The sequence below is a fragment of the Lutibaculum baratangense AMV1 genome (assembly GCF_000496075.1).
Taxonomy (GTDB): domain Bacteria; phylum Pseudomonadota; class Alphaproteobacteria; order Rhizobiales; family Tepidamorphaceae; genus Lutibaculum; species Lutibaculum baratangense.
Window position 1 is genome coordinate 15,024 of the sequence record NZ_AWXZ01000014.1, and the last position, 17,145, is coordinate 32,168.

Genomic DNA, 17,145 nt, shown 5'->3' on the forward strand with positions numbered 1-17,145 from the left:
TTAAGGAGCGGCGTGCTTCAAGACGCTTCACCTGAGATCACGGACGCCGAGGCGGCCGCCAGCGGACGGCGGAAGCTCGACGTCCTGCGCCAGACCTTCGGCTTCGACAGCTTCCGCTCGGGCCAGGAGGAGATCGTCGATTCCGTCCTGGCGGGCCAGAACACGCTGGCGATCATGCCGACCGGTGCGGGCAAGTCGCTGTGCTACCAGCTTCCCGCGCTCGTTCTCGGCGGGCTGACGATCGTCGTGTCGCCACTGATAGCGCTGATGGAAGACCAGGTCGCGGCCCTGACCGTCGCCGGGCTGGCGGCAGGCGCCATACATTCCGGCAAGTCGCGCGACGAGAACGTCGCGGTGTGGCGGCGCGTGGCGGCGGGCGAGATCCGGCTGATCTACATGTCGCCGGAGCGGCTGTTGAGCGACCGGATGATCGCGGCCCTTCAGCGGCTGCCGGTCCGGCTCATCGCTGTCGACGAGGCGCACTGCGTCTCGCAATGGGGGCACTCGTTCCGGTCGGACTATCTCGGTCTTTCGATCCTGCGCGAGCGCTTCCCTGGCATCGGGATCCTCGCCCTCACGGCCACGGCAGACACGACGACGCGCGAGGAGATCCGCAACAAGCTCTTCGGCGCCGAGGCGAGGGTGTTCGTCTCGGGCTTCGACCGGCCGAACATCCAGCTGACGGTGGTCGAGAAGGACGACACGTCGCGGCAGATCGAGCGCTTCATCGACGAGCGGCCGGGCGTCAGCGGCATCGTCTACCGGCTTTCGCGCAAGAAGGTGGAGCAGACGGCCGAGCGCCTGGCGGCGAAGGGCGTTCGGGCCCTGCCGTATCATGCCGGCATGAGCCAGGAGGACAGGGCGAGGAACCAGGAGACCTTCCTGGCGGAAGCCGGCGTCGTGATGGTTGCGACGATCGCCTTCGGCATGGGGATCGACAAGTCGGACGTGCGCTACGTCCTTCACGGCGACCTGCCGTCGAGCCTCGAAGCCTACTACCAGGAGATCGGCAGGGCGGGGCGTGACGGCGCGGCGGCCGAGGCGCATCTGCTCTACGGGCTGGAGGACGTGCAGCTCAGACGCCGCTTCATCGACGAGCAGGAAACGGACGAGGCTCGAAAGGCCGTGGAGGCGCGGCGTCTCGACGCGCTCCTCGGTTTCTGCGAGGCATCGACCTGCCGACGGTCGGTGCTCCTGCGCTATTTCGGCGAGGAGCAGGAGCCGTGCGGCAATTGCGACGTGTGCCTCGACCCCCCGCAGCTCGTCGACGGCACCGAGCCGGCGCGGCTCGCTCTCGCCGCTGTTTCTGAGACGGGCGAGAGATTCGGCGCCGCGCACGTCGTGTCCGTCCTGATCGGTCGGCAGACAGACAAGATCCGCGAGCGCGGCCACGACACGCTCACGGTTTACGGCGCCGGCGCCGCCAGGCCGGCGAACGAGTGGCGCTCGATCCTGCGGCAGATGGTGACGGGGGGGCTGCTGCATCTCGACCACGGCGCCTTCGGCTCGGTGACGATGACGCGCGAGGGCCGCCTTCTGGCCGAAGGGCAGGGGCGGTTCGACATGCGGCCGGTGCGGAAGCCGGCGAAGAAGCCGCGGGGCGAGGCCGCTCAGCTTCCGCCTGAGGACGCGGAGCTGATGGGGCGGCTGAAGAAGCTGCGGCGCGAGCTTGCGGCCGAACGAGGCGTGCCCGCTTATGTTATCTTCTCGGATCGGACGCTCGCCGAACTGGCGCGCCACCGGCCGGGCTCGCTCACCGAGCTTGCGGAGATCCATGGCGTCGGGCGCGCGAAGCTCGAGCAGTTCGGCCAGCCGTTCCTTCAACTCCTGGCGGACTGACCGCCGCCGTTTCTCCACGATCGGTTGCTACCGGGATCCGCATGCTGAAGCCCACTGGACTGAGTCTCCTCGCCGCGATCGGCCTCATGGCTGCTGCCGTCCTCGCCGTCACGCAGGCGGGCCATGGCGAAGCCGAAACCGTGCTCGCGCAGCGCGCGGAGCCTCAGATCGCGGTGCCGCCGGCGCGGCCGGAGGCGCCGGCCGAGGCGCTGCCGAGCGAGCGCGTGGTTCCCGAGGGGCGCGAGGGCCTGACGCTCTCCTACGCCCCGGTGGTCAGGCGCGTGGTGCCGGCCGTCGTGAACATCTATGCCAACCGCGTCGTGCAGGGGCGGCAGGCGTCGCCCTTCTTCGACGACCCGTTCTTCCGGAGGTTCTTCGGCGATATTCCCGGCCGCAGTCCCGACCGGGTCCAGCAATCGCTCGGCTCCGGCGTCATCGTCGACGCCACGGGACTGATCGTCACGAACCACCATGTCATCAATGGCGCCACCGAGGTGAGGGTCGCCCTGCACGACCGGCGAGAGTTCGAGGCCGAGGTGGTGGTCGACGACGAGAAGACCGACCTGGCCGTCCTCAGGATCGACGCCGGCGAGGCGCTTCCCGCCCTCGAGTTCGACGATTCCGAGGCGCTCGAGGTCGGCGATCTCGTGCTTGCGATCGGAAACCCGTTCGGCGTGGGCCAGACCGTGACGAGCGGCATCATCTCCGCCACGTCGCGCACGAAGGTCGGCGTCGGCGACTACGGGTTCTTTCTTCAGACCGACGCGGCGATCAACCCGGGCAATTCCGGCGGCGCGCTCGTCGACATGCGGGGCAGGCTCGTCGGCATCAACACCGCCATCTTCTCGCGGTCCGGCGGGTCGCACGGCATCGGCTTCGCGATCCCCTCGAACATGGTCCGGCTCGTCGTCTCCTCGGCCGAGAACGGTGGGGCCGTCGAACGCCCGTGGTTCGGCGGATCGCTCCAGGCGGTGACGAGCGACATCGCGGAGAGCATCGGGCTCGACCGGCCGCGCGGCTGCATCGTGGGGAATGTCTATCCCGGCAGCCCCGCCGAGCGCGCGGGCCTGCGCACCGGAGACGTCGTCGTGGCGGTCGACGGTGGAGAGGTGAGCGACCCGTCCGCGTTCGGCTACCGGTTCGCCACGCGGGGCATCGGGGGAACCGCCGACCTGACGATCCTGCGCGACGGGCGCGAGGAGACGGTGGCGGTCGCGCTGATGCCGGCTCCGGAGGATCCCCCTCGGGACCTGCGCGAGATCGGCGGCTCCTCGCCCTTCGCCGGTGCGACCGTCGGCAACCTGTCGCCGAAGCTCGCCGAGGAGCTCGGGCTTGAGCCGACACGGCGCGGCGTCGTGGTCGTCGGCGCCTCCCGCGGAACGATCGCGAACCGGGTGGGGTTGCGGCCGCGCGACGTCATCCTGCAGGTGAACGGGCAGCGTGTCGACACGACGGCGACGCTCGAGCGGATGGCGGCCGGTCGGCCCGGACGCTGGGAGCTTTCGATCGAGCGGGACGGCCGGGTGATCTCCACCGTCCTCAGGGGCTGAGACGGCCGTGTCCGACCTCTTCGCCGCCGCCGGGATCGAGGGAGACGCCACGCGACCGCTCGCCGACCGGCTGCGGCCTCGCACGCTCGGCGATATCGTGGGGCAGGACCATCTTGTGGGGCCGGACGGCGTGCTGACGCGCATGCTCGCCTCGGGGAGCCTCGGGTCCCTGATCCTCTGGGGGCCGCCGGGCACCGGCAAGACGACCGCGGCGCGCCTGCTCGCTGGGGAGACGGAGCTCGAATTCGAGCAGCTCTCGGCGATCTTCTCCGGCGTGGCGGACCTGAAGAAGGCGTTCGAGCGGGCCCGCGACCGGCGCCGGATGGGGAAGGGCACGCTTCTCTTCGTCGACGAGATCCACCGCTTCAACCGCGCCCAGCAGGATTCCTTCCTGCCGGTCATGGAGGACGGCACCGTCGTCCTGGTCGGTGCGACGACGGAAAACCCGTCCTTCGAGCTCAACGCCGCGCTCCTCTCGCGCGCGCAGGTGCTGGTGTTCCGGCGCCTCGACGCGCCGGCGGTCGAGACGCTACTTCGGCGTGCCGAAGCGGCGAAGGACCGCGAGCTGCCGCTGACGCCGGAGGCGCGCGAGACGCTGGCCTCCATGGCGGATGGCGACGGCCGCGCGGCCCTCACGCTCGCCGAGGACCTCTTCCGTGCCGCCCGTGAAGGCGAGACATTCGACGTGGCGGGCCTCGTCGAGGTCGTGCAGCGCCGAGCGCCGATCTACGACAAGGGGCAGGACGGGCACTACAACCTGATCTCCGCGCTGCACAAGGCCGTCCGCGGCTCCGACCCCGACGCCGCCCTCTACTACCTCGCGCGCATGTTCGTGGCCGGCGAGGACCCGCTCTACATCGCCCGCCGGGTGGTGAGGATGGCGGTCGAGGACATCGGGCTCGCCGACCCGCAGGCCCTCCTGCAGGCGAATGCGGCGAAGGAAGCCTACGACTTTCTCGGCAGCCCCGAGGGCGAGCTCGCGATCGCGCAGGCCGTGGTCTACTGCGCGACGGCGCCGAAATCGAACGCCGCCTACGTCGCCTACAAGCGCGCCACGCGCGCCGCGAAGGAGCACGGCTCGCTCCTGCCGCCGAAGCACATCCTGAATGCGCCGACGAAGCTCATGCGGCAGGAGGGATACGGCGAAGGCTACGAGTACGATCACGACGCGCCCGACGCGTTCTCCGGACAGGACTATTTCCCCGACGAGATGGAGCGCGAGACCTTCTACGATCCGCCGGAGCGCGGCTTCGAGCGCGAGATCCGCAAGCGGCTCGACTACTGGGCGAAGCGGAGGGGCGAGCGCGGTTGATCCGCCGGCCGCCGCGCCCGAGCCTCAAAGGAACGTGTCGAGCGCAACGTCGATGACGAGGCCGATCAGCTTCTGCCGGAAGCGCTCGAGTTCGATCTGTGTGATGCCGAGACGTGTCAGCGCCGCGAGCTCCGCCAGGTCCTTCTGGGAGTTCACCAGGAAGGCGAACTCGTCCGGCTTGAGCTTGCCTTCCGCCAGTGCAGCCGCCCAGCGCCGAAGCTTCTCCTCGGATCTCCTCAGGAAGTCGTCGGCGTCCTCACGCGCCTCGTCGGCCCCCTTCTTCAGGAAGTCTCGGGCCAGGTCGGCAGCGCCGTCGAGAACCCTTCTTGCGAAGTCGTCGAACGCGCTCATGATCCTACTCCTGTCGGCACCGCACAGGCCGTGGCCTTCTGCTTGTTGGCTTCAAGGCAGATGATGTAGTCGAAGCCCTCGGCGATCTGCGAGCGGGCTTCGTCGCGGAAGAACGCGCCGACTCGTCCCTGCTCCCGCCAGCGGGCAACGAAGCCGCCATAGAGATTCCGATCCGGCGACCGCATTATGGCCCACTGACGCGCAGAGAGCGCGTTGCGCGGCAGCCCGGCAGAGAATTCGTACGCAGCGTCGATCCTCGTCGACAGCTCTTCGACCTCCCTCGCATGGCTCGCATACGGCTCGTGCGCCTTGGCGATCAGCGCAAGGCTCTCTGCCTTCAGGGTCGTGGCGTTCCTGTAGGCCTCGAGGCTGTAGTCGGGAGCGAGCGACGCGCATGCGGACAGAAGCGCGACGAGGACTGCCGCCAGCAAAGGCAGCAGAAGATGACCTCGAACGAAACCAGGCACCTTGTGCATGACGGTCCCCTCCGGTCAGAAGCAAGATGCTCAGCATGATACAATCAACGGTTGTGTTCAAGTGGCGGAGGTTCATGGGCGTTCGCTCTTGACGTCCTGATGCATACCGACGATGCCTCGCGACGGATAAGGGGCGCACATGCCAACGTCACTCTCGCACTTCCTGCTCGTCGCCGCCGGCGGGGCGATCGGCGCGTCGGGCCGCCACGCCGTCGGGCTCATGACCCTCCGGCTGTTCGGTCCGGGCTTTCCCTATGGGACGCTTCTCGTCAACATCCTCGGCTCGTTCGCGATGGGCGTTTTGATCGGGGCGCTCGCGCTCAAGGCCGACGCGTCGCAGGGCTTGCGCCTCTTCCTGGCGACCGGTCTTCTCGGTGGGTTCACGACCTTCTCGGCCTTCTCCCTCGACGCCCTCTCACTCTGGGAGCGTGGTGCCCACGGTGCCGCTCTGCTTTACGTCGGCCTGTCCGTCGCCCTTTCGCTCGCCGCGGTCGTCGCGGGCCTCAGCCTCGTCAGGAGTATCGTCGCATGAGCAACGTCGAGAGACGGCTTGTCGGCCGGGAGGAGGGCGGGATGCGGCTCGACCGCTGGTTCCGTCAGCTCTTCCCCCACGTGACGCAGGGCCAGATCCAGAAGCTCCTGCGAACGGGCCAGATCCGCGTCGACGGCGCGCGCGCCAAGGCCGCCGACCGGCTGGAGGAGGGGCAGGAGGTCCGCATCCCGCCGCTGCCGGCCGCCCCTCCCGAGGACGCGGACAAGCCGAAGAAGACGCTGAGCGCGGCGGACCGCGCCTTCCTCAAGCGCATCACGCTCTACGAGGACGATGATCTCCTGGTGCTGAACAAGCCGTCCGGTCTCGCCGTCCAGGGCGGCTCGAAGACGGTCCGGCATCTCGACGGGCTTCTCGAGGCGATGGAGGAGGATCCCGAGAAGCGGCCCCGGCTCGTTCACCGGCTCGACCGCGATACGTCGGGCGTGATGGTGATCGCGAAGCGCCGGTCGGTGGCAAGCTCGCTCGGCAAGCTCTTCCAGACGCGCACCGTCCGCAAGATCTACTGGGCGGTCGTCAACGGCGTGCCGAAGCCCCCGCAGGGCAAGATCGACTTCGCGCTCGTGAAGACGGGTGGCCCTGAAGGCGAACGCGTGCGCAAGGCGCGCCCGGGCGAGCAGAAGGAGGCCCAGACGGCCATCACCCGCTACGCCGTGGTGGATCGCGCGGCGCAGAAATACGCGCTCGTCTCGTTGAAGCCGACGACCGGGCGCCAGCACCAGCTCAGGGCGCACATGTCGATCATCGGCCATCCGATTCTCGGCGACAACAAGTACGAGGGGGATCGGGAGATCCCGGATGGCATCGCGAAGCGCCTCCACCTCCATGCCCGGCGCGTGACGTTTCCGCACCCGTCCGGTCGAGGAACGGTCGACGTGACGGCGCCTCTGCCGGAGCACATGGAGGCGACGTTGCAGGCGCTGGGCTTCCAGCCGCCCGGCGAGCGGGACGAGGCCCGGGGCGACGACTGATCCGGCTCGCGGACGGGCCTCGCAGGACCGGGCCGGTGCCCCTATCTACCGGGGCGGGTACCCGCCGCGACGCCGGCGGCGGCCGATGAAGGATATCCGAATGACCGACAAACCCGATCCGACGCGGCGCGCGCAGGAACTCGCGCGTGCGGAGCTTCCCCGGCGATTCTACGAGGCCGTGACGGTGGAGGCCGGGGAGGCGGGACACGTCATCCGCCTCGACAGCCGCAACGTGCGGACGCCTGCACGGCGGCTTCTGGCCTTGCCCACGTCTGAGCTGGCGGAGCTGGTGGCGGAGGAGTGGCGGGCTCAGGGCGAGCGGATCGACCCTTCGTCCATGCCGGTCAACCGCATCGTCAACTCCGCCCTCGACGGTGTGGCCGTGTCGGCCGATGCCGTGCGCGAGGATGTGGTGCGCTTCCTCGACAGCGATCTCCTTTGCTACCGCGCCGACTCGCCGGAGCGGCTCGTCGAGTGGCAGAACGCTGCTTGGGATCCGCCGCTGGCGTGGGCGCGGGAGAGCCTGGGGCTCGACCTGAGGCTGGCGGCGGGCATCGTGCATGTCGAGCAACCCCCGCAGACGCTCGAGCGCGGGGCCGGGATCGTCGCCCGCTACGAGACGCTCCCATTGGCGGGGCTGCACGTCATGACGTCCCTGACCGGCTCCATCGTCCTCGCCCTCGCCGTCGTCGAGGGGCACATGTCGCCCGACGATGCATGGGCTGCGGCCCACGTGGACGAGGACTGGCAGATCTCGCAGTGGGGCGAGGACGCCGAAGCCATGCGTCGCCGTCAGGCACGCTGGGCCGAGATGCGCGCAGCGGCTCTGGTCGCGCGGCACGGGCGCGGCGGCCGCTGAGATTGCGCCGGCCACGCCAGACGACCGGCGGAGAGCGGTCGGACTTGCCGCCTCCGACAGGCATGCTATGCAACGGGTGAAGGGCAGGCAGCGCCTCCGGAGATGACATGAAGGCCATCCTCGACACGCTCGAAGAACGTCGCGCGGTCGCCCGACTGGGGGGCGGCGAGACCCGCATCGAGGCGCAGCACGCGCGGGGCAAGCTGACCGCCCGGGAGCGCCTGTCGCTGCTGCTCGACGAGAACTCCTTCGAGGAGTTCGACATGTTCGTCGAGCACCGCTGCACCGATTTCGGGATGGACAAGCAGAAGATCCCGGGCGACGGGGTCGTGACCGGCTGGGGCACGATCAACGGTCGCACCGTCTTCGTCTTCGCGAAGGATTTCACCGTCTTCGGCGGCTCGCTGTCGGAGACCCACGCCCGGAAGATCGCGAAGATCCAGGACATGGCGGTGCGCAACCGCGTTCCGATCATCGGTCTGTTCGACGCGGGCGGCGCGCGCATCCAGGAGGGCGTGGCGGCGCTCGGCGGTTATGGCGAGGTGTTCCAGCGCAACGTGCTGGCATCCGGCGTCATCCCACAGATCTCGGTGATCATGGGACCGTGCGCCGGCGGCGACGTCTATTCGCCGGCGATGACGGACTTCATCTTCATGGTCCGCGACACGAGCTACATGTTCGTGACGGGCCCCGATGTCGTGAAGACCGTCACGAACGAGACGGTGACGGCCGAGCAGCTCGGCGGCGCGAGCGTCCATACGACGAAATCCTCGATCGCCGACGGCGCCTATGACGACGATGTCGAGGCGCTGATCCAGATGCGCCGGCTGATGGATTTCCTGCCGCTCTCCAATCTCGGCGGGGTGCCGGAGATTTCGAGCTTCGACGATCCCGAGCGGATCGACCACTCGCTCGACACCCTCATACCCGAGAACCCCAACAAGCCGTACGACATCAAGGAGCTCATCCTGAAGGTCGTCGACGAGGGCGACTTCTTCGAGATCCAGGCGTCCTTCGCGAAGAACATCGTCATCGGTTTCGCCCGGATGGCCGGGCGCACGATCGGCGTCGTGGCGAACCAGCCGATGGTGCTCGCCGGCGTTCTCGATTCCGACGCCAGCCGGAAGGCGGCACGGTTCGTGCGGTTCTGCGACTGCTTCAACATCCCGATCGTCACCTTCGTCGACGTGCCGGGCTTTCTGCCGGGGACGGCGCAGGAGCAGGGCGGCCTCATCAAGCACGGCGCGAAGCTCCTCTTCGCCTATGCGGAAGCCACCGTTCCGAAGGTCACGCTCATCACCCGCAAAGCCTACGGCGGAGCGTATGACGTGATGGCGTCGAAGCACCTCCGAGGCGACCTGAACTACGCCTGGCCGACGGCCGAGATCGCCGTGATGGGTCCGAAGGGCGCAGCCGAGATACTCTATCGGTCCGAGCTCGGGGATCCCGAGAAGATCGGACGGCGGATCAAGGACTACGAGGAGCGCTTCGCGAATCCGTTCGTCGCGGCCGAGCGCGGCTATATCGACGAGGTCATCCTGCCGCACTCCACGAGGCGGCGTATCACCCGCGGTCTCGACATGCTGCGCGGCAAGAAGCTCGAGAACCCCTGGAAGAAGCACGACAACATCCCGCTCTGAGGGGTGGTCGGCAAACGACATGACCAAGACGAATCCCCAGCATTGGGACGAAACGGAGCGGCTGAGGACCCTAGAGGGCTTCGGCATCCTGGATACGCCGGACGAGGACGATTTCGAGGGCATCGTGCGCATGGCCTCGATCGTCTGCCGGGCGCCGATCGCGGCGGTCAATCTCGTCGACGCGTCCCGCCACTGGACGAAGGCGGCATCCGGCCTAACGGCGCGCGAGATGCCACGCGAGGCTTCGCTCTGCGCCGCCGCCATGGAGGAGGGGGAGCTTGTCGTCGTCCCGGACCTTCATGATGCTGCCCAGCCTCGGATGAAGGCCCTGTCGAACGGGGCCGGCCGTCCGCGCTTCTATGCGGGGGCGCGCATCGAGACCGCCGGGGGGCTGCCGCTCGGCATGCTCTGCGTCCTCGATCATGCGCCGCGGCCCGAGGGCCTGTCGGACGAGCAGCGAGAGGTGCTGCGCGTGCTGGCGCGGCAGGCGATGACGCTGATCGAGCTGAGGCGTGCCAGGGCGAACTCGGAGGTTCTGGGACGCGAGCTGAGGCACCGCATCAAGAACATCTTCGCCGTGGTCGGCGGGCTCGTCAGCGCGTCCTCGCGCGGCTTTCCCGAGGCCGCCGATTTCGTCTCCTCGCTTCAGGGGCGGCTCAACGCGCTCGCCAAGGCGCAGGATTTCGTCCGGCCGAACGAAGATGGATCCGGATATCTGGGGCGGAGCGCGACGCTCCACAGCCTCGTTCGCACGGTGCTCGCTCCCTATGCCGACCGCGACCAGAGGCTGGCGATCGCCGGCGACGACGTGGAGGTGGGGCCCGGCGCCGCGACTCCGCTCTCGCTGATCGTGCACGAGCAGGCGACGAATGCGATGAAGTACGGGAGCCTCGCGGCCGAGGACGGGCACCTCGACATCCTCACGCGGCTCGAAGGCGGCACGCTCGTGCTGACCTGGACCGAACAGGGCGGGCCGCGCATCGAGGCGCCGCCACAGAGGCAGGGCTTCGGCTCCCGCCTTGCCGCCCGCTCCGCGGCGCAGCTCGACGGAGAGGTGCGCTACGACTGGGCGGAGGAAGGTTTGCGCCTGGAGCTCGAGATCCCGGTCCATCGCCTCGCGAACTGAAGCCGGCGACGTCCGTTTAACGCGAGACCTACAACGGACAGGAGGGTCGAGAGATGTATGCGGTCGTGACGCGGGTGAAGGTGATGCCGGGCACGATGGACGAGCTTGCAGCCACGTTCCGGGCGATGCATCCGTCGACCGTCGAGCACGAGACGGAATGGCGGTCCGCACGGCTGCTGGCCGACCGCGACAGGGATCTCGTGACGATCGTGGAGATCTGGCATTCCGCGGACGCCTATCGCCGCTACGCCTCCACGCCGTCCTTCCTCCACGCCATGTCGAAGCTCGAGCGCTGTTTCGACGGCGCGCCCGAGGTTTCGATCACCGAGGTCCTGGCGGACTTCGAGCACACGTCCGCGGCGGCGCAGGGCATCGCTTTCGGCCCCGGCTGACGCCTCACGCCTTCAATCGCTGCGCGTGCCAGGCGATGTGGTCCTCCATGAAGGTCGAGATGAAGAAGTAGGAGTGGTCGTAGCCCGGCCGCATGTTCAGCGTCAGGTCGATGCCGGCGTTCGTGCAGGCCGCCTCCAGCGCTTCCGGCTGCAACTGCTCGGTCAGGAACTGATCCTTATCTCCCTGATCGACAAGGATCTCCTCGACGCGGTGCCCGTCCTCAATGAGTGCCGCCGCATCGTGCTGCCGCCACAGCGCGCGATCTTCGCCGAGATAGGCGGGGAAAGCCTTCTGGCCCCAGGGCACGGAGATCGGATTGACGATCGGCGCGAAGGCCGAGACGGAGCGGTAGGTGTCGGGGTTCTTCAGCGCGATGGTCAACGCTCCGTGGCCGCCCATCGAATGGCCGAAGATCGACTGGCGCGTCATGTCGGCGAAGAAGTTCGGCTCGATCAGCTGCGGCAGCTCCCGCGTGACGTAGGAGTACATCCGGAAGTGCTTCGCCCACGGGTCCGCGGTCGCGTCGAGGTAGAAACCCGCGCCCTGGCCCATGTCGTACGCCTCGTCGTTGGCGATGCCGTTTCCCCGTGGCGAAGTGTCGGGGCAGACGATGAGCACGCCATGCTCGGCGGCGGCGCGCCGGTACTCCCCCTTGTCCATGACGTTCTGGTGCGTGCAGGTCAGTCCGGACAGGTAATAGAGGACCGGGCATGGCCCGTCCGCGGCCTGGGGAGGCGTGAAGACGGCGAAGGTCATGGGGCAGCGGCATTCGGCCGAATCGTGGCGGTACACGCCCTGGATGCCGCCATGCGAGGTGTTGATCGAGATCGTTTCCATGTCCTGCGGCTCCCTTTAGACCCGGTTCCAGTGGTGGCGATGCTACCGCGTCCGCCGCGGCGGGGACACCCGGCCCTCGACCGGAGGCGGCCGCTTCGGATGGCGAGCCGGTTGTCCGGGCCGCCGCGAGCCCGTAAAGAATCTGCATTGCCCGGGCTGTGCCGGGACTGGGGCAGGGAAAACGCATGTTCTCCAAGATCCTGATCGCCAATCGCGGGGAAATCGCCTGCAGGGTCATCCGGACGGCGCGCCGCATGGGCATCAAGACGGTGGCTGTGTACTCGGATGCGGACCGCGACGCGCTCCACGTCGAAATGGCCGACGAGGCCGTGCGTGTCGGTGCGCCCCCGGCCGCGGAATCCTACCTGCTGATCGACCGGATCGTCGAAGCCTGCAGGCAGACCGGCGCCGAAGCGGTCCATCCCGGTTACGGCTTTCTCTCGGAGAACGCCCGGTTTCCGCAGGCGCTGGCGGCGGAAGGGATCGTCTTCATCGGCCCCCCGGTGCGGGCCATCGAGGCGATGGGCGACAAGATCGAGTCGAAACGCGCGGCGAGAGCCGCGGGCGTGAGCACCGTGCCGGGCTCCGAGGGCGTGATCGAAAGCGCGGAGCAGGCGGTCACGGTGGCAGGCGAGATCGGCTACCCCGTGATGATCAAGGCCTCGGCCGGCGGCGGCGGCAAGGGCATGCGCATCGCCGAATCGGTTTCGGAGGTGAAGGAAGGATTCGAACGCGCCCGCTCGGAGGCCCGCTCCTCCTTCGGCGACGACCGCGTCTTCATCGAGAAGTTCATCGTGGATCCCCGGCACATCGAGATCCAGGTGCTCGGCGACCAGCACGGCAACATCGTCTATCTCGGCGAGCGCGAGTGCTCGGTGCAACGGCGCAACCAGAAGGTCGTGGAGGAGGCGCCTTCGCCACTGCTCGACCGCGAGACGCGCCGCCGGATGGGCGAGCAGGCCGTCGCCCTGGCCCGCGCCGTCGGTTACTTCTCCGCCGGGACGGTCGAGTTCGTCGCGGGGCAGGACAAGTCGTTCTATTTCCTCGAGATGAACACGCGTCTTCAGGTCGAGCATCCGGTGACCGAGCTCGTCACCGGCATCGATCTCGTCGAACAGATGATCCGGATCGCCGCAGGGGAGAATCTGCCCTTCGGGCAGGAGGACATCAGGCTCGATGGCTGGGCCGTGGAATCACGGGTCTATGCCGAGGATCCCGAGCGGAACTTCCTGCCCTCGATCGGTCGCCTGACGCGCTACCGGCCGCCGGAGGAGGGGCGCGACCCCGACGGGCGCACCGTACGCATCGATACGGGCGTCGGCGAGGGCGGCGAGATCTCGATGTACTACGACCCGATGATCGCGAAGCTCGTCACCCATGGCAGCGACCGGATCGCGGCGATCGACGCGATGGCGCAGGCGCTCGACGCGTTCCACATCGCGGGCATCAGGCACAACATGCCCTTCCTTTCGGCGCTCATGGCCCATCCCCGGTGGCGCGAGGGCCGGCTCTCCACGGCGTTCATCAAGGAGGAGTTTCCGGAGGGGTTCGTGCCTCGCGTTCCGGACGAGGACGAGCGGGTCAGGCTCGCCGCCGTCGCAGCCTGCATCGATCACCTGCACAACACGCGCCGGCAGACGATCACCGGACGCATGGCGGTGGAGGGGTATCGTTTCCCGGGACGGCGGATCGTGCGCTTCGCGGGAGGCGACGTGTCCGTCACGGTCAGCGGTCAGATGCCCCACTTCACGGTGGCTCTCCACGATCGCGACGAGACGCTTCTGAGCGTTCATTCGCACTGGGTGCCGGGGCATCCCGTGTGGACCGGGACGATCGAGGGAGAGGCGATCCACATCCAGGTGACGTCGACCTCGACGGGCTATGAACTGTCGCACGGGGGCGCCTCGGCTGAGGCCAAGGTGTTCACGGAGCGCGAGGCGGCGCTCGCGGCGCTGATGCCGGTCAAGGTGCCGCCCGACACGACCAAGATGCTGCTCTGCCCGATGCCGGGACTCGTCGTGTCGATCGCCGTCGGCGAGGGGCAGGAGGTGAAGGCCGGCGAGACGCTTGCGGTGGTGGAAGCGATGAAGATGGAGAACGTCCTGCGTGCCGAGCGCGACGGCGTGGTGGCGAAGGTCCACGCGGCCGAGGGGCGCACGCTGTCCGTCGACGACCTCATCCTGGAGTTCGAGTGAGGGGCGGGATGGCGAGCAAGCGGGTGAAGATCGCCGGCCGGGTCCAGGGCGTCAGCTACCGTGCCTGGACGGAGGAGCGTGCCGTGGGTCTCGGCCTGGACGGCTGGGTGCGCAACCGGAGCGGGGGCTGGGTCGAGGCACTGTTCGCCGGCGACCAGGATCTCGTCGAGCAGATCCTCGCCGAGTGCCTCGAAGGTCCTCGCGCGGCGCGCGTCGAGGCGGTCGAGGTCCTGGCCGAGAACGAGGCTTCGGAACCTGGCTTCAGGGTGCTTCCGACGGAATAGTCGAAACCGCGAAGACCTCTTCGAACGTCCGGCGCAGCGCCTGGTCGACTTCCGCCATCGACACCAGGAGCCCCAGATCGGAGAGGCTCGTCACTCCGTGCCCGGCGATCCCGCAGGGGATGATGCCCGCGAAGTCGGAAAGCTCCGGCTCGACGTTCAAAGCCACGCCGTGGAAGCTGACCCAGCGGCGCAGACGGACGCCGAGCGCGGCGATCTTGTCTTCGCTACCATCTCCCTTCTCGGGACGACGCACCCAGACGCCGACGCGATCGTCGCGCCGCTCTCCCTTCACGTTGAAGGTCGCGAGCGTGCGGATGAGCCATTCCTCGAGCTGCCGGACGAAGTGCCTCACGTCCTGGCCGTGGCGCTTCAGGTCGAGCATCACGTAGGCCACGCGCTGTCCGGGGCCGTGATAGGTCCACCGTCCGCCCCGGCCTGTGCGATAGACGGGCAGGTCGTGGCGGAGAAGCTCGCCGTCCTCGGCGCTCGTGCCGGCCGTGTAGAGGGGCGGGTGCTCGAGAAGCCACACGAGCTCCGCGGCATCGCCCGACGCGATCGCCGCCGCCCGGGACTCCATGACGGCGAGGGCGTCCTCGTAGGGAACAAGTCCATCGGAGACGCGCCATTCGACCGCCGACGTGCCTGCCATGAGGGCGGGCATTAACGCGCTGGTAACCATAAATCGTCAGCCTCGTGTCACTCACAGATATAGGCGCGGAGCTGCCCGAGCACCATGACGAGCCTCGACGACGTCACCATAGAGCTTTCCGTGCTGCTCGGCACGGCGACGATGCCCGTTCACCAGTTCCTGCGGATGGGGCGGGGCGCGGTCATCGCGCTCGAGACCCATGCCGAGGAGGATCTGAAGCTTCTGGCGAACGGCGTTCCCGTCGCGAGGGGCGAGGTGGTGCTCGAAGGCGACCAGATCGCGGTGACCATCACGGAGATGCTTGCCAAGCGCAAGTCGAGGTCTCTCGGGAAAGAAACGTGACATAGCCGCGAAGGCCCTTGTCCGACCTTCGCTCCTTTGCTACATGAGCCTCGCTCGCCGACGCCAACCGCGCCGGCTTCGAGCGGAAAATCGCGGTCGTGGCGGAATTGGTAGACGCGCAGCGTTGAGGTCGCTGTGGGGCAACCCGTGGAAGTTCGAGTCTTCTCGACCGCACCATTTTCCTGATGCAGGGGCCGCTGGCCCCTGTTTTCGTTTTGCGGACCTTCGTTCCCGAGCGCGGTGTGCCCCTGAGGCGATGCTGCCGCGTGCCCTTTTGCCCCCTTCGGCCTTCGGGTAGAAGGTCCCCAACGTGACGTGCCCGGGGCACGGCGGGAATCCGAGCAGGGAGTGCGTGCCTTGGACGTGCATGAGCACGAGACACAGGAGGACTCCGGCGCCCCGGCCGCCGCGCGGGACGAAGCGGGTTATTTCTCTTCCGCTTTCGTGGAGGCCGTCGGGGACGCGATCGAGAACCGCGATCGCAAGACGCTGCGGGACCTCTGCCAGGATCTCCACAACGCGGATCTCGCCGACCTGATCGAGCAGCTCGATCAGGAAAGGCGCACGCAGCTGATCCAGCTTCTCGGCCGCGACTTCGACTTCGCCGTCCTGACCGAGGTGGATGACACGGTTCGCGAGCAGATCCTCGAAGCCCTGCCTGTCGCCGCCGTGGCGGCGGGCCTGCGGGATCTCGATTCGGACGATGCGGTCTACATCCTGGAGGATCTCGCCGACCAGGAGCAGGAGGAGATCCTCGCCCGGATCCCCGAATTCGTCCGTGTCCGCCTGCGCCGGAGCCTCGACTACCCCGAGGAGACGGCCGGACGACGCATGCAGTCGGACGTCATCGCCGTGCCGCCCTTCTGGGATGTCGGCCGAACGATCGACTACATGCGCGAATCGGACGACCTGCCCGACGAGTTCTACGAGCTCATCGTCGTCGACCCGTCCTTCAGGCCCGTCGGAACCGTCCCGCTCAACCGCCTGCTGCGCACGAAGCGGCCGGTGCGGATCGACGAGATCATGGACACGCCGATCCGGACGATTCGCGGCGACCTCGACCAGGAGGAGGCGGCGCGCATCTTCGAGCGGTACAACCTCGTCTCGGCGGCGATCGTCGACGACTCGAACCGGCTCGTCGGCGTGATCCACCACGACGACATCATCGACGTCATCGAAGAGGAGGCCGAGGAAGACATCCGCGGGCTCGTCGGGCTGGGCGACGAGGAGATCTCGGACAACTTCCTGTACACGGCGCGCAGCCGCTTTCCCTGGCTCTTCATCAATCTCTGGACCGCCATGCTCGCGGCATCGGTGATAGGGCTGTTCGACGAGTCGCTGGAGAAGATGGTGGCGCTTGCGGTGCTGATGCCGATCGTCGCCTCGATGGGCGGCAATGCCGGGACCCAGACGATGACCGTCACCGTGCGCGCCCTGGCGACGCGGGAGCTCGGCGGGTTCAACAAGCGCCGCATCTTCTGGCGCGAGCTGCTCGTGGCGCTCCTCAACGGCGTGACCCTGGCGATCCTGATCGGCATCATCGCGGCCTTGTGGTTCTCGAATGCCGAGCTTGGCGGGGTGATCGGAGCGGCGCTCGTCTTCAACCTCCTCGTCGCCGGATCGGCCGGATTCGTCGTGCCGGTGCTGCTCGATCGGTTCGGTGCCGACCCGGCCGTCGCATCGAGCGTCTTCCTCACGACTGTTACAGACGTCGTTGGATTCTTTGCTTTTCTCGGACTGGCGACGTTGTTGCTTCTGTAGGGGCGAAGTG

The 17,145-nt window shown here is 68.0% G+C and carries 17 protein-coding genes and 1 tRNA gene; 14 read left to right on the top strand and 4 right to left on the bottom strand.

Features of this window, described 5'->3' with window-relative positions; all coding sequences use genetic code 11:
* Window positions 1-12 precede the first annotated feature (12 nt).
* Genes recQ through N177_RS03780 form a run of 3 tightly spaced genes read left to right on the top strand, consistent with a single transcriptional unit; the run spans window position 13 to window position 4,701 of the window.
* Window positions 13-1,839, top strand: coding sequence for a DNA helicase RecQ (gene recQ, locus N177_RS03770; protein WP_023430906.1), 1,827 nt, complete (start codon window positions 13-15; stop codon window positions 1,837-1,839).
* Window positions 1,840-1,880: 41 nt separating this feature from the next.
* Window positions 1,881-3,389, top strand: a complete 1,509-nt coding sequence (locus tag N177_RS03775) for a Do family serine endopeptidase (RefSeq protein WP_023430907.1) — start codon at window positions 1,881-1,883, stop codon at window positions 3,387-3,389.
* Window positions 3,390-3,396: 7 nt separating this feature from the next.
* The gene (locus N177_RS03780; RefSeq protein ID WP_023430908.1) at window positions 3,397-4,701 is read left to right on the top strand and encodes a replication-associated recombination protein A; all 1,305 of its coding nucleotides are present in this window, start codon (window positions 3,397-3,399) and stop codon (window positions 4,699-4,701) included.
* A 24-nt stretch (window positions 4,702-4,725) separates the two neighbouring features.
* Here the strand turns inward: N177_RS03780 and N177_RS03785 are convergent, their stop codons facing one another.
* Window positions 4,726-5,052 carry a hypothetical protein gene (locus tag N177_RS03785; protein ID WP_023430909.1) on the bottom strand — a complete coding sequence of 109 codons (327 nt, stop codon included), beginning with the start codon at window positions 5,050-5,052 and terminating at the stop codon, window positions 4,726-4,728.
* Window positions 5,049-5,528, bottom strand: coding sequence for an amino acid kinase family protein (locus N177_RS03790; RefSeq protein ID WP_023430910.1), 480 nt, complete (start codon window positions 5,526-5,528; stop codon window positions 5,049-5,051). Before N177_RS03790 ends, N177_RS03785 begins: the two co-directional genes overlap by 4 nt.
* Window positions 5,529-5,667: 139 nt before the next feature.
* Here N177_RS03790 and crcB point away from each other — a divergent pair, with 139 nt between their 5' ends.
* From crcB to N177_RS03820, 6 genes are all read left to right on the top strand, one after another.
* Window positions 5,668-6,060, top strand: coding sequence for a fluoride efflux transporter CrcB (crcB, locus tag N177_RS03795; protein WP_023430911.1), 393 nt, complete (start codon window positions 5,668-5,670; stop codon window positions 6,058-6,060).
* Window positions 6,057-7,049 (top strand): RluA family pseudouridine synthase, encoded by a 993-nt coding sequence (locus N177_RS03800; protein WP_023430912.1) that lies wholly within the window; start codon window positions 6,057-6,059, stop codon window positions 7,047-7,049. The genes crcB and N177_RS03800 overlap by 4 nt, the downstream gene beginning before the upstream one ends.
* 100 nt (window positions 7,050-7,149) lie before the next feature.
* A complete protein-coding gene (locus N177_RS03805) occupies window positions 7,150-7,908 on the top strand; it encodes an ATP12 family chaperone protein (RefSeq protein WP_023430913.1) in 759 nt (252 codons plus the stop codon).
* A gap of 107 nt (window positions 7,909-8,015) precedes the next feature.
* Window positions 8,016-9,548: an acyl-CoA carboxylase subunit beta gene (locus tag N177_RS03810; protein WP_023430914.1), complete on the top strand. Its 1,533-nt coding sequence runs from the start codon at window positions 8,016-8,018 to the stop codon at window positions 9,546-9,548.
* Between the two features lie 19 nt (window positions 9,549-9,567).
* Entirely contained in the window at window positions 9,568-10,674 is a 1,107-nt protein-coding gene (locus tag N177_RS20445; RefSeq protein ID WP_023430915.1) for a sensor histidine kinase, read from the top strand.
* Between the two features lie 53 nt (window positions 10,675-10,727).
* Window positions 10,728-11,066, top strand: coding sequence for a putative quinol monooxygenase (locus N177_RS03820; RefSeq protein ID WP_023430916.1), 339 nt, complete (start codon window positions 10,728-10,730; stop codon window positions 11,064-11,066).
* Between the two features lie 4 nt (window positions 11,067-11,070).
* Here N177_RS03820 and fghA read toward each other — a convergent pair whose 3' ends face one another.
* Complete coding sequence (gene fghA, locus N177_RS03825) at window positions 11,071-11,904, bottom strand: S-formylglutathione hydrolase (RefSeq protein ID WP_023430917.1); 834 nt, start codon at window positions 11,902-11,904, stop codon at window positions 11,071-11,073.
* Window positions 11,905-12,089: 185 nt separating this feature from the next.
* On the opposite strand from fghA, the gene N177_RS03830 reads away from it, so the two are divergent.
* Both N177_RS03830 and N177_RS03835 read left to right on the top strand, forming a co-directional pair.
* Window positions 12,090-14,099: an acetyl-CoA carboxylase biotin carboxylase subunit gene (locus tag N177_RS03830; RefSeq protein WP_023430918.1), complete on the top strand. Its 2,010-nt coding sequence runs from the start codon at window positions 12,090-12,092 to the stop codon at window positions 14,097-14,099.
* Between the two features lie 8 nt (window positions 14,100-14,107).
* Window positions 14,108-14,383, top strand: a complete 276-nt coding sequence (locus N177_RS03835) for an acylphosphatase (protein ID WP_023430919.1) — start codon at window positions 14,108-14,110, stop codon at window positions 14,381-14,383.
* Here N177_RS03835 and lipB read toward each other — a convergent pair.
* Window positions 14,361-15,044 carry a lipoyl(octanoyl) transferase LipB gene (gene lipB, locus N177_RS03840; protein ID WP_023430920.1) on the bottom strand — a complete coding sequence of 228 codons (684 nt, stop codon included), beginning with the start codon at window positions 15,042-15,044 and terminating at the stop codon, window positions 14,361-14,363. The genes N177_RS03835 and lipB overlap by 23 nt on opposite strands.
* Window positions 15,045-15,116: 72 nt before the next feature.
* Here lipB and N177_RS03845 point away from each other — a divergent pair, with 72 nt between their 5' ends.
* The 3 genes from N177_RS03845 to mgtE all read left to right on the top strand — a co-directional run bounded on the left by N177_RS03845 (window position 15,117) and on the right by mgtE (window position 17,135).
* The gene (locus tag N177_RS03845) at window positions 15,117-15,374 is read left to right on the top strand and encodes a FliM/FliN family flagellar motor switch protein (RefSeq protein WP_023430921.1); all 258 of its coding nucleotides are present in this window, start codon (window positions 15,117-15,119) and stop codon (window positions 15,372-15,374) included.
* Between the two features lie 92 nt (window positions 15,375-15,466).
* Window positions 15,467-15,551: transfer RNA gene (locus N177_RS03850), tRNA-Leu, on the top strand.
* A gap of 186 nt (window positions 15,552-15,737) precedes the next feature.
* A complete protein-coding gene (mgtE, locus tag N177_RS03855) occupies window positions 15,738-17,135 on the top strand; it encodes a magnesium transporter (protein ID WP_081718356.1) in 1,398 nt (465 codons plus the stop codon).
* Window positions 17,136-17,145: the final 10 nt, after the last annotated feature.

Coding starts and splice junctions, on each gene's coding strand:
- N177_RS03775 (WP_023430907.1), top strand. CDS start 1,881: ATGCTGAAGCCCACTGGACTGAGTCTCCTCGCCGCGATCGGCCTCATG.
- N177_RS03785 (WP_023430909.1), bottom strand. CDS start 5,052: ATGAGCGCGTTCGACGACTTCGCAAGAAGGGTTCTCGACGGCGCTGCC.
- N177_RS03790 (WP_023430910.1), bottom strand. CDS start 5,528: ATGCACAAGGTGCCTGGTTTCGTTCGAGGTCATCTTCTGCTGCCTTTG.
- crcB (WP_023430911.1), top strand. CDS start 5,668: ATGCCAACGTCACTCTCGCACTTCCTGCTCGTCGCCGCCGGCGGGGCG.
- N177_RS03800 (WP_023430912.1), top strand. CDS start 6,057: ATGAGCAACGTCGAGAGACGGCTTGTCGGCCGGGAGGAGGGCGGGATG.
- N177_RS03805 (WP_023430913.1), top strand. CDS start 7,150: ATGACCGACAAACCCGATCCGACGCGGCGCGCGCAGGAACTCGCGCGT.
- N177_RS03810 (WP_023430914.1), top strand. CDS start 8,016: ATGAAGGCCATCCTCGACACGCTCGAAGAACGTCGCGCGGTCGCCCGA.
- N177_RS20445 (WP_023430915.1), top strand. CDS start 9,568: ATGACCAAGACGAATCCCCAGCATTGGGACGAAACGGAGCGGCTGAGG.
- N177_RS03820 (WP_023430916.1), top strand. CDS start 10,728: ATGTATGCGGTCGTGACGCGGGTGAAGGTGATGCCGGGCACGATGGAC.
- fghA (WP_023430917.1), bottom strand. CDS start 11,904: ATGGAAACGATCTCGATCAACACCTCGCATGGCGGCATCCAGGGCGTG.
- N177_RS03830 (WP_023430918.1), top strand. CDS start 12,090: ATGTTCTCCAAGATCCTGATCGCCAATCGCGGGGAAATCGCCTGCAGG.
- N177_RS03835 (WP_023430919.1), top strand. CDS start 14,108: ATGGCGAGCAAGCGGGTGAAGATCGCCGGCCGGGTCCAGGGCGTCAGC.
- lipB (WP_023430920.1), bottom strand. CDS start 15,044: ATGCCCGCCCTCATGGCAGGCACGTCGGCGGTCGAATGGCGCGTCTCC.
- N177_RS03845 (WP_023430921.1), top strand. CDS start 15,117: ATGACGAGCCTCGACGACGTCACCATAGAGCTTTCCGTGCTGCTCGGC.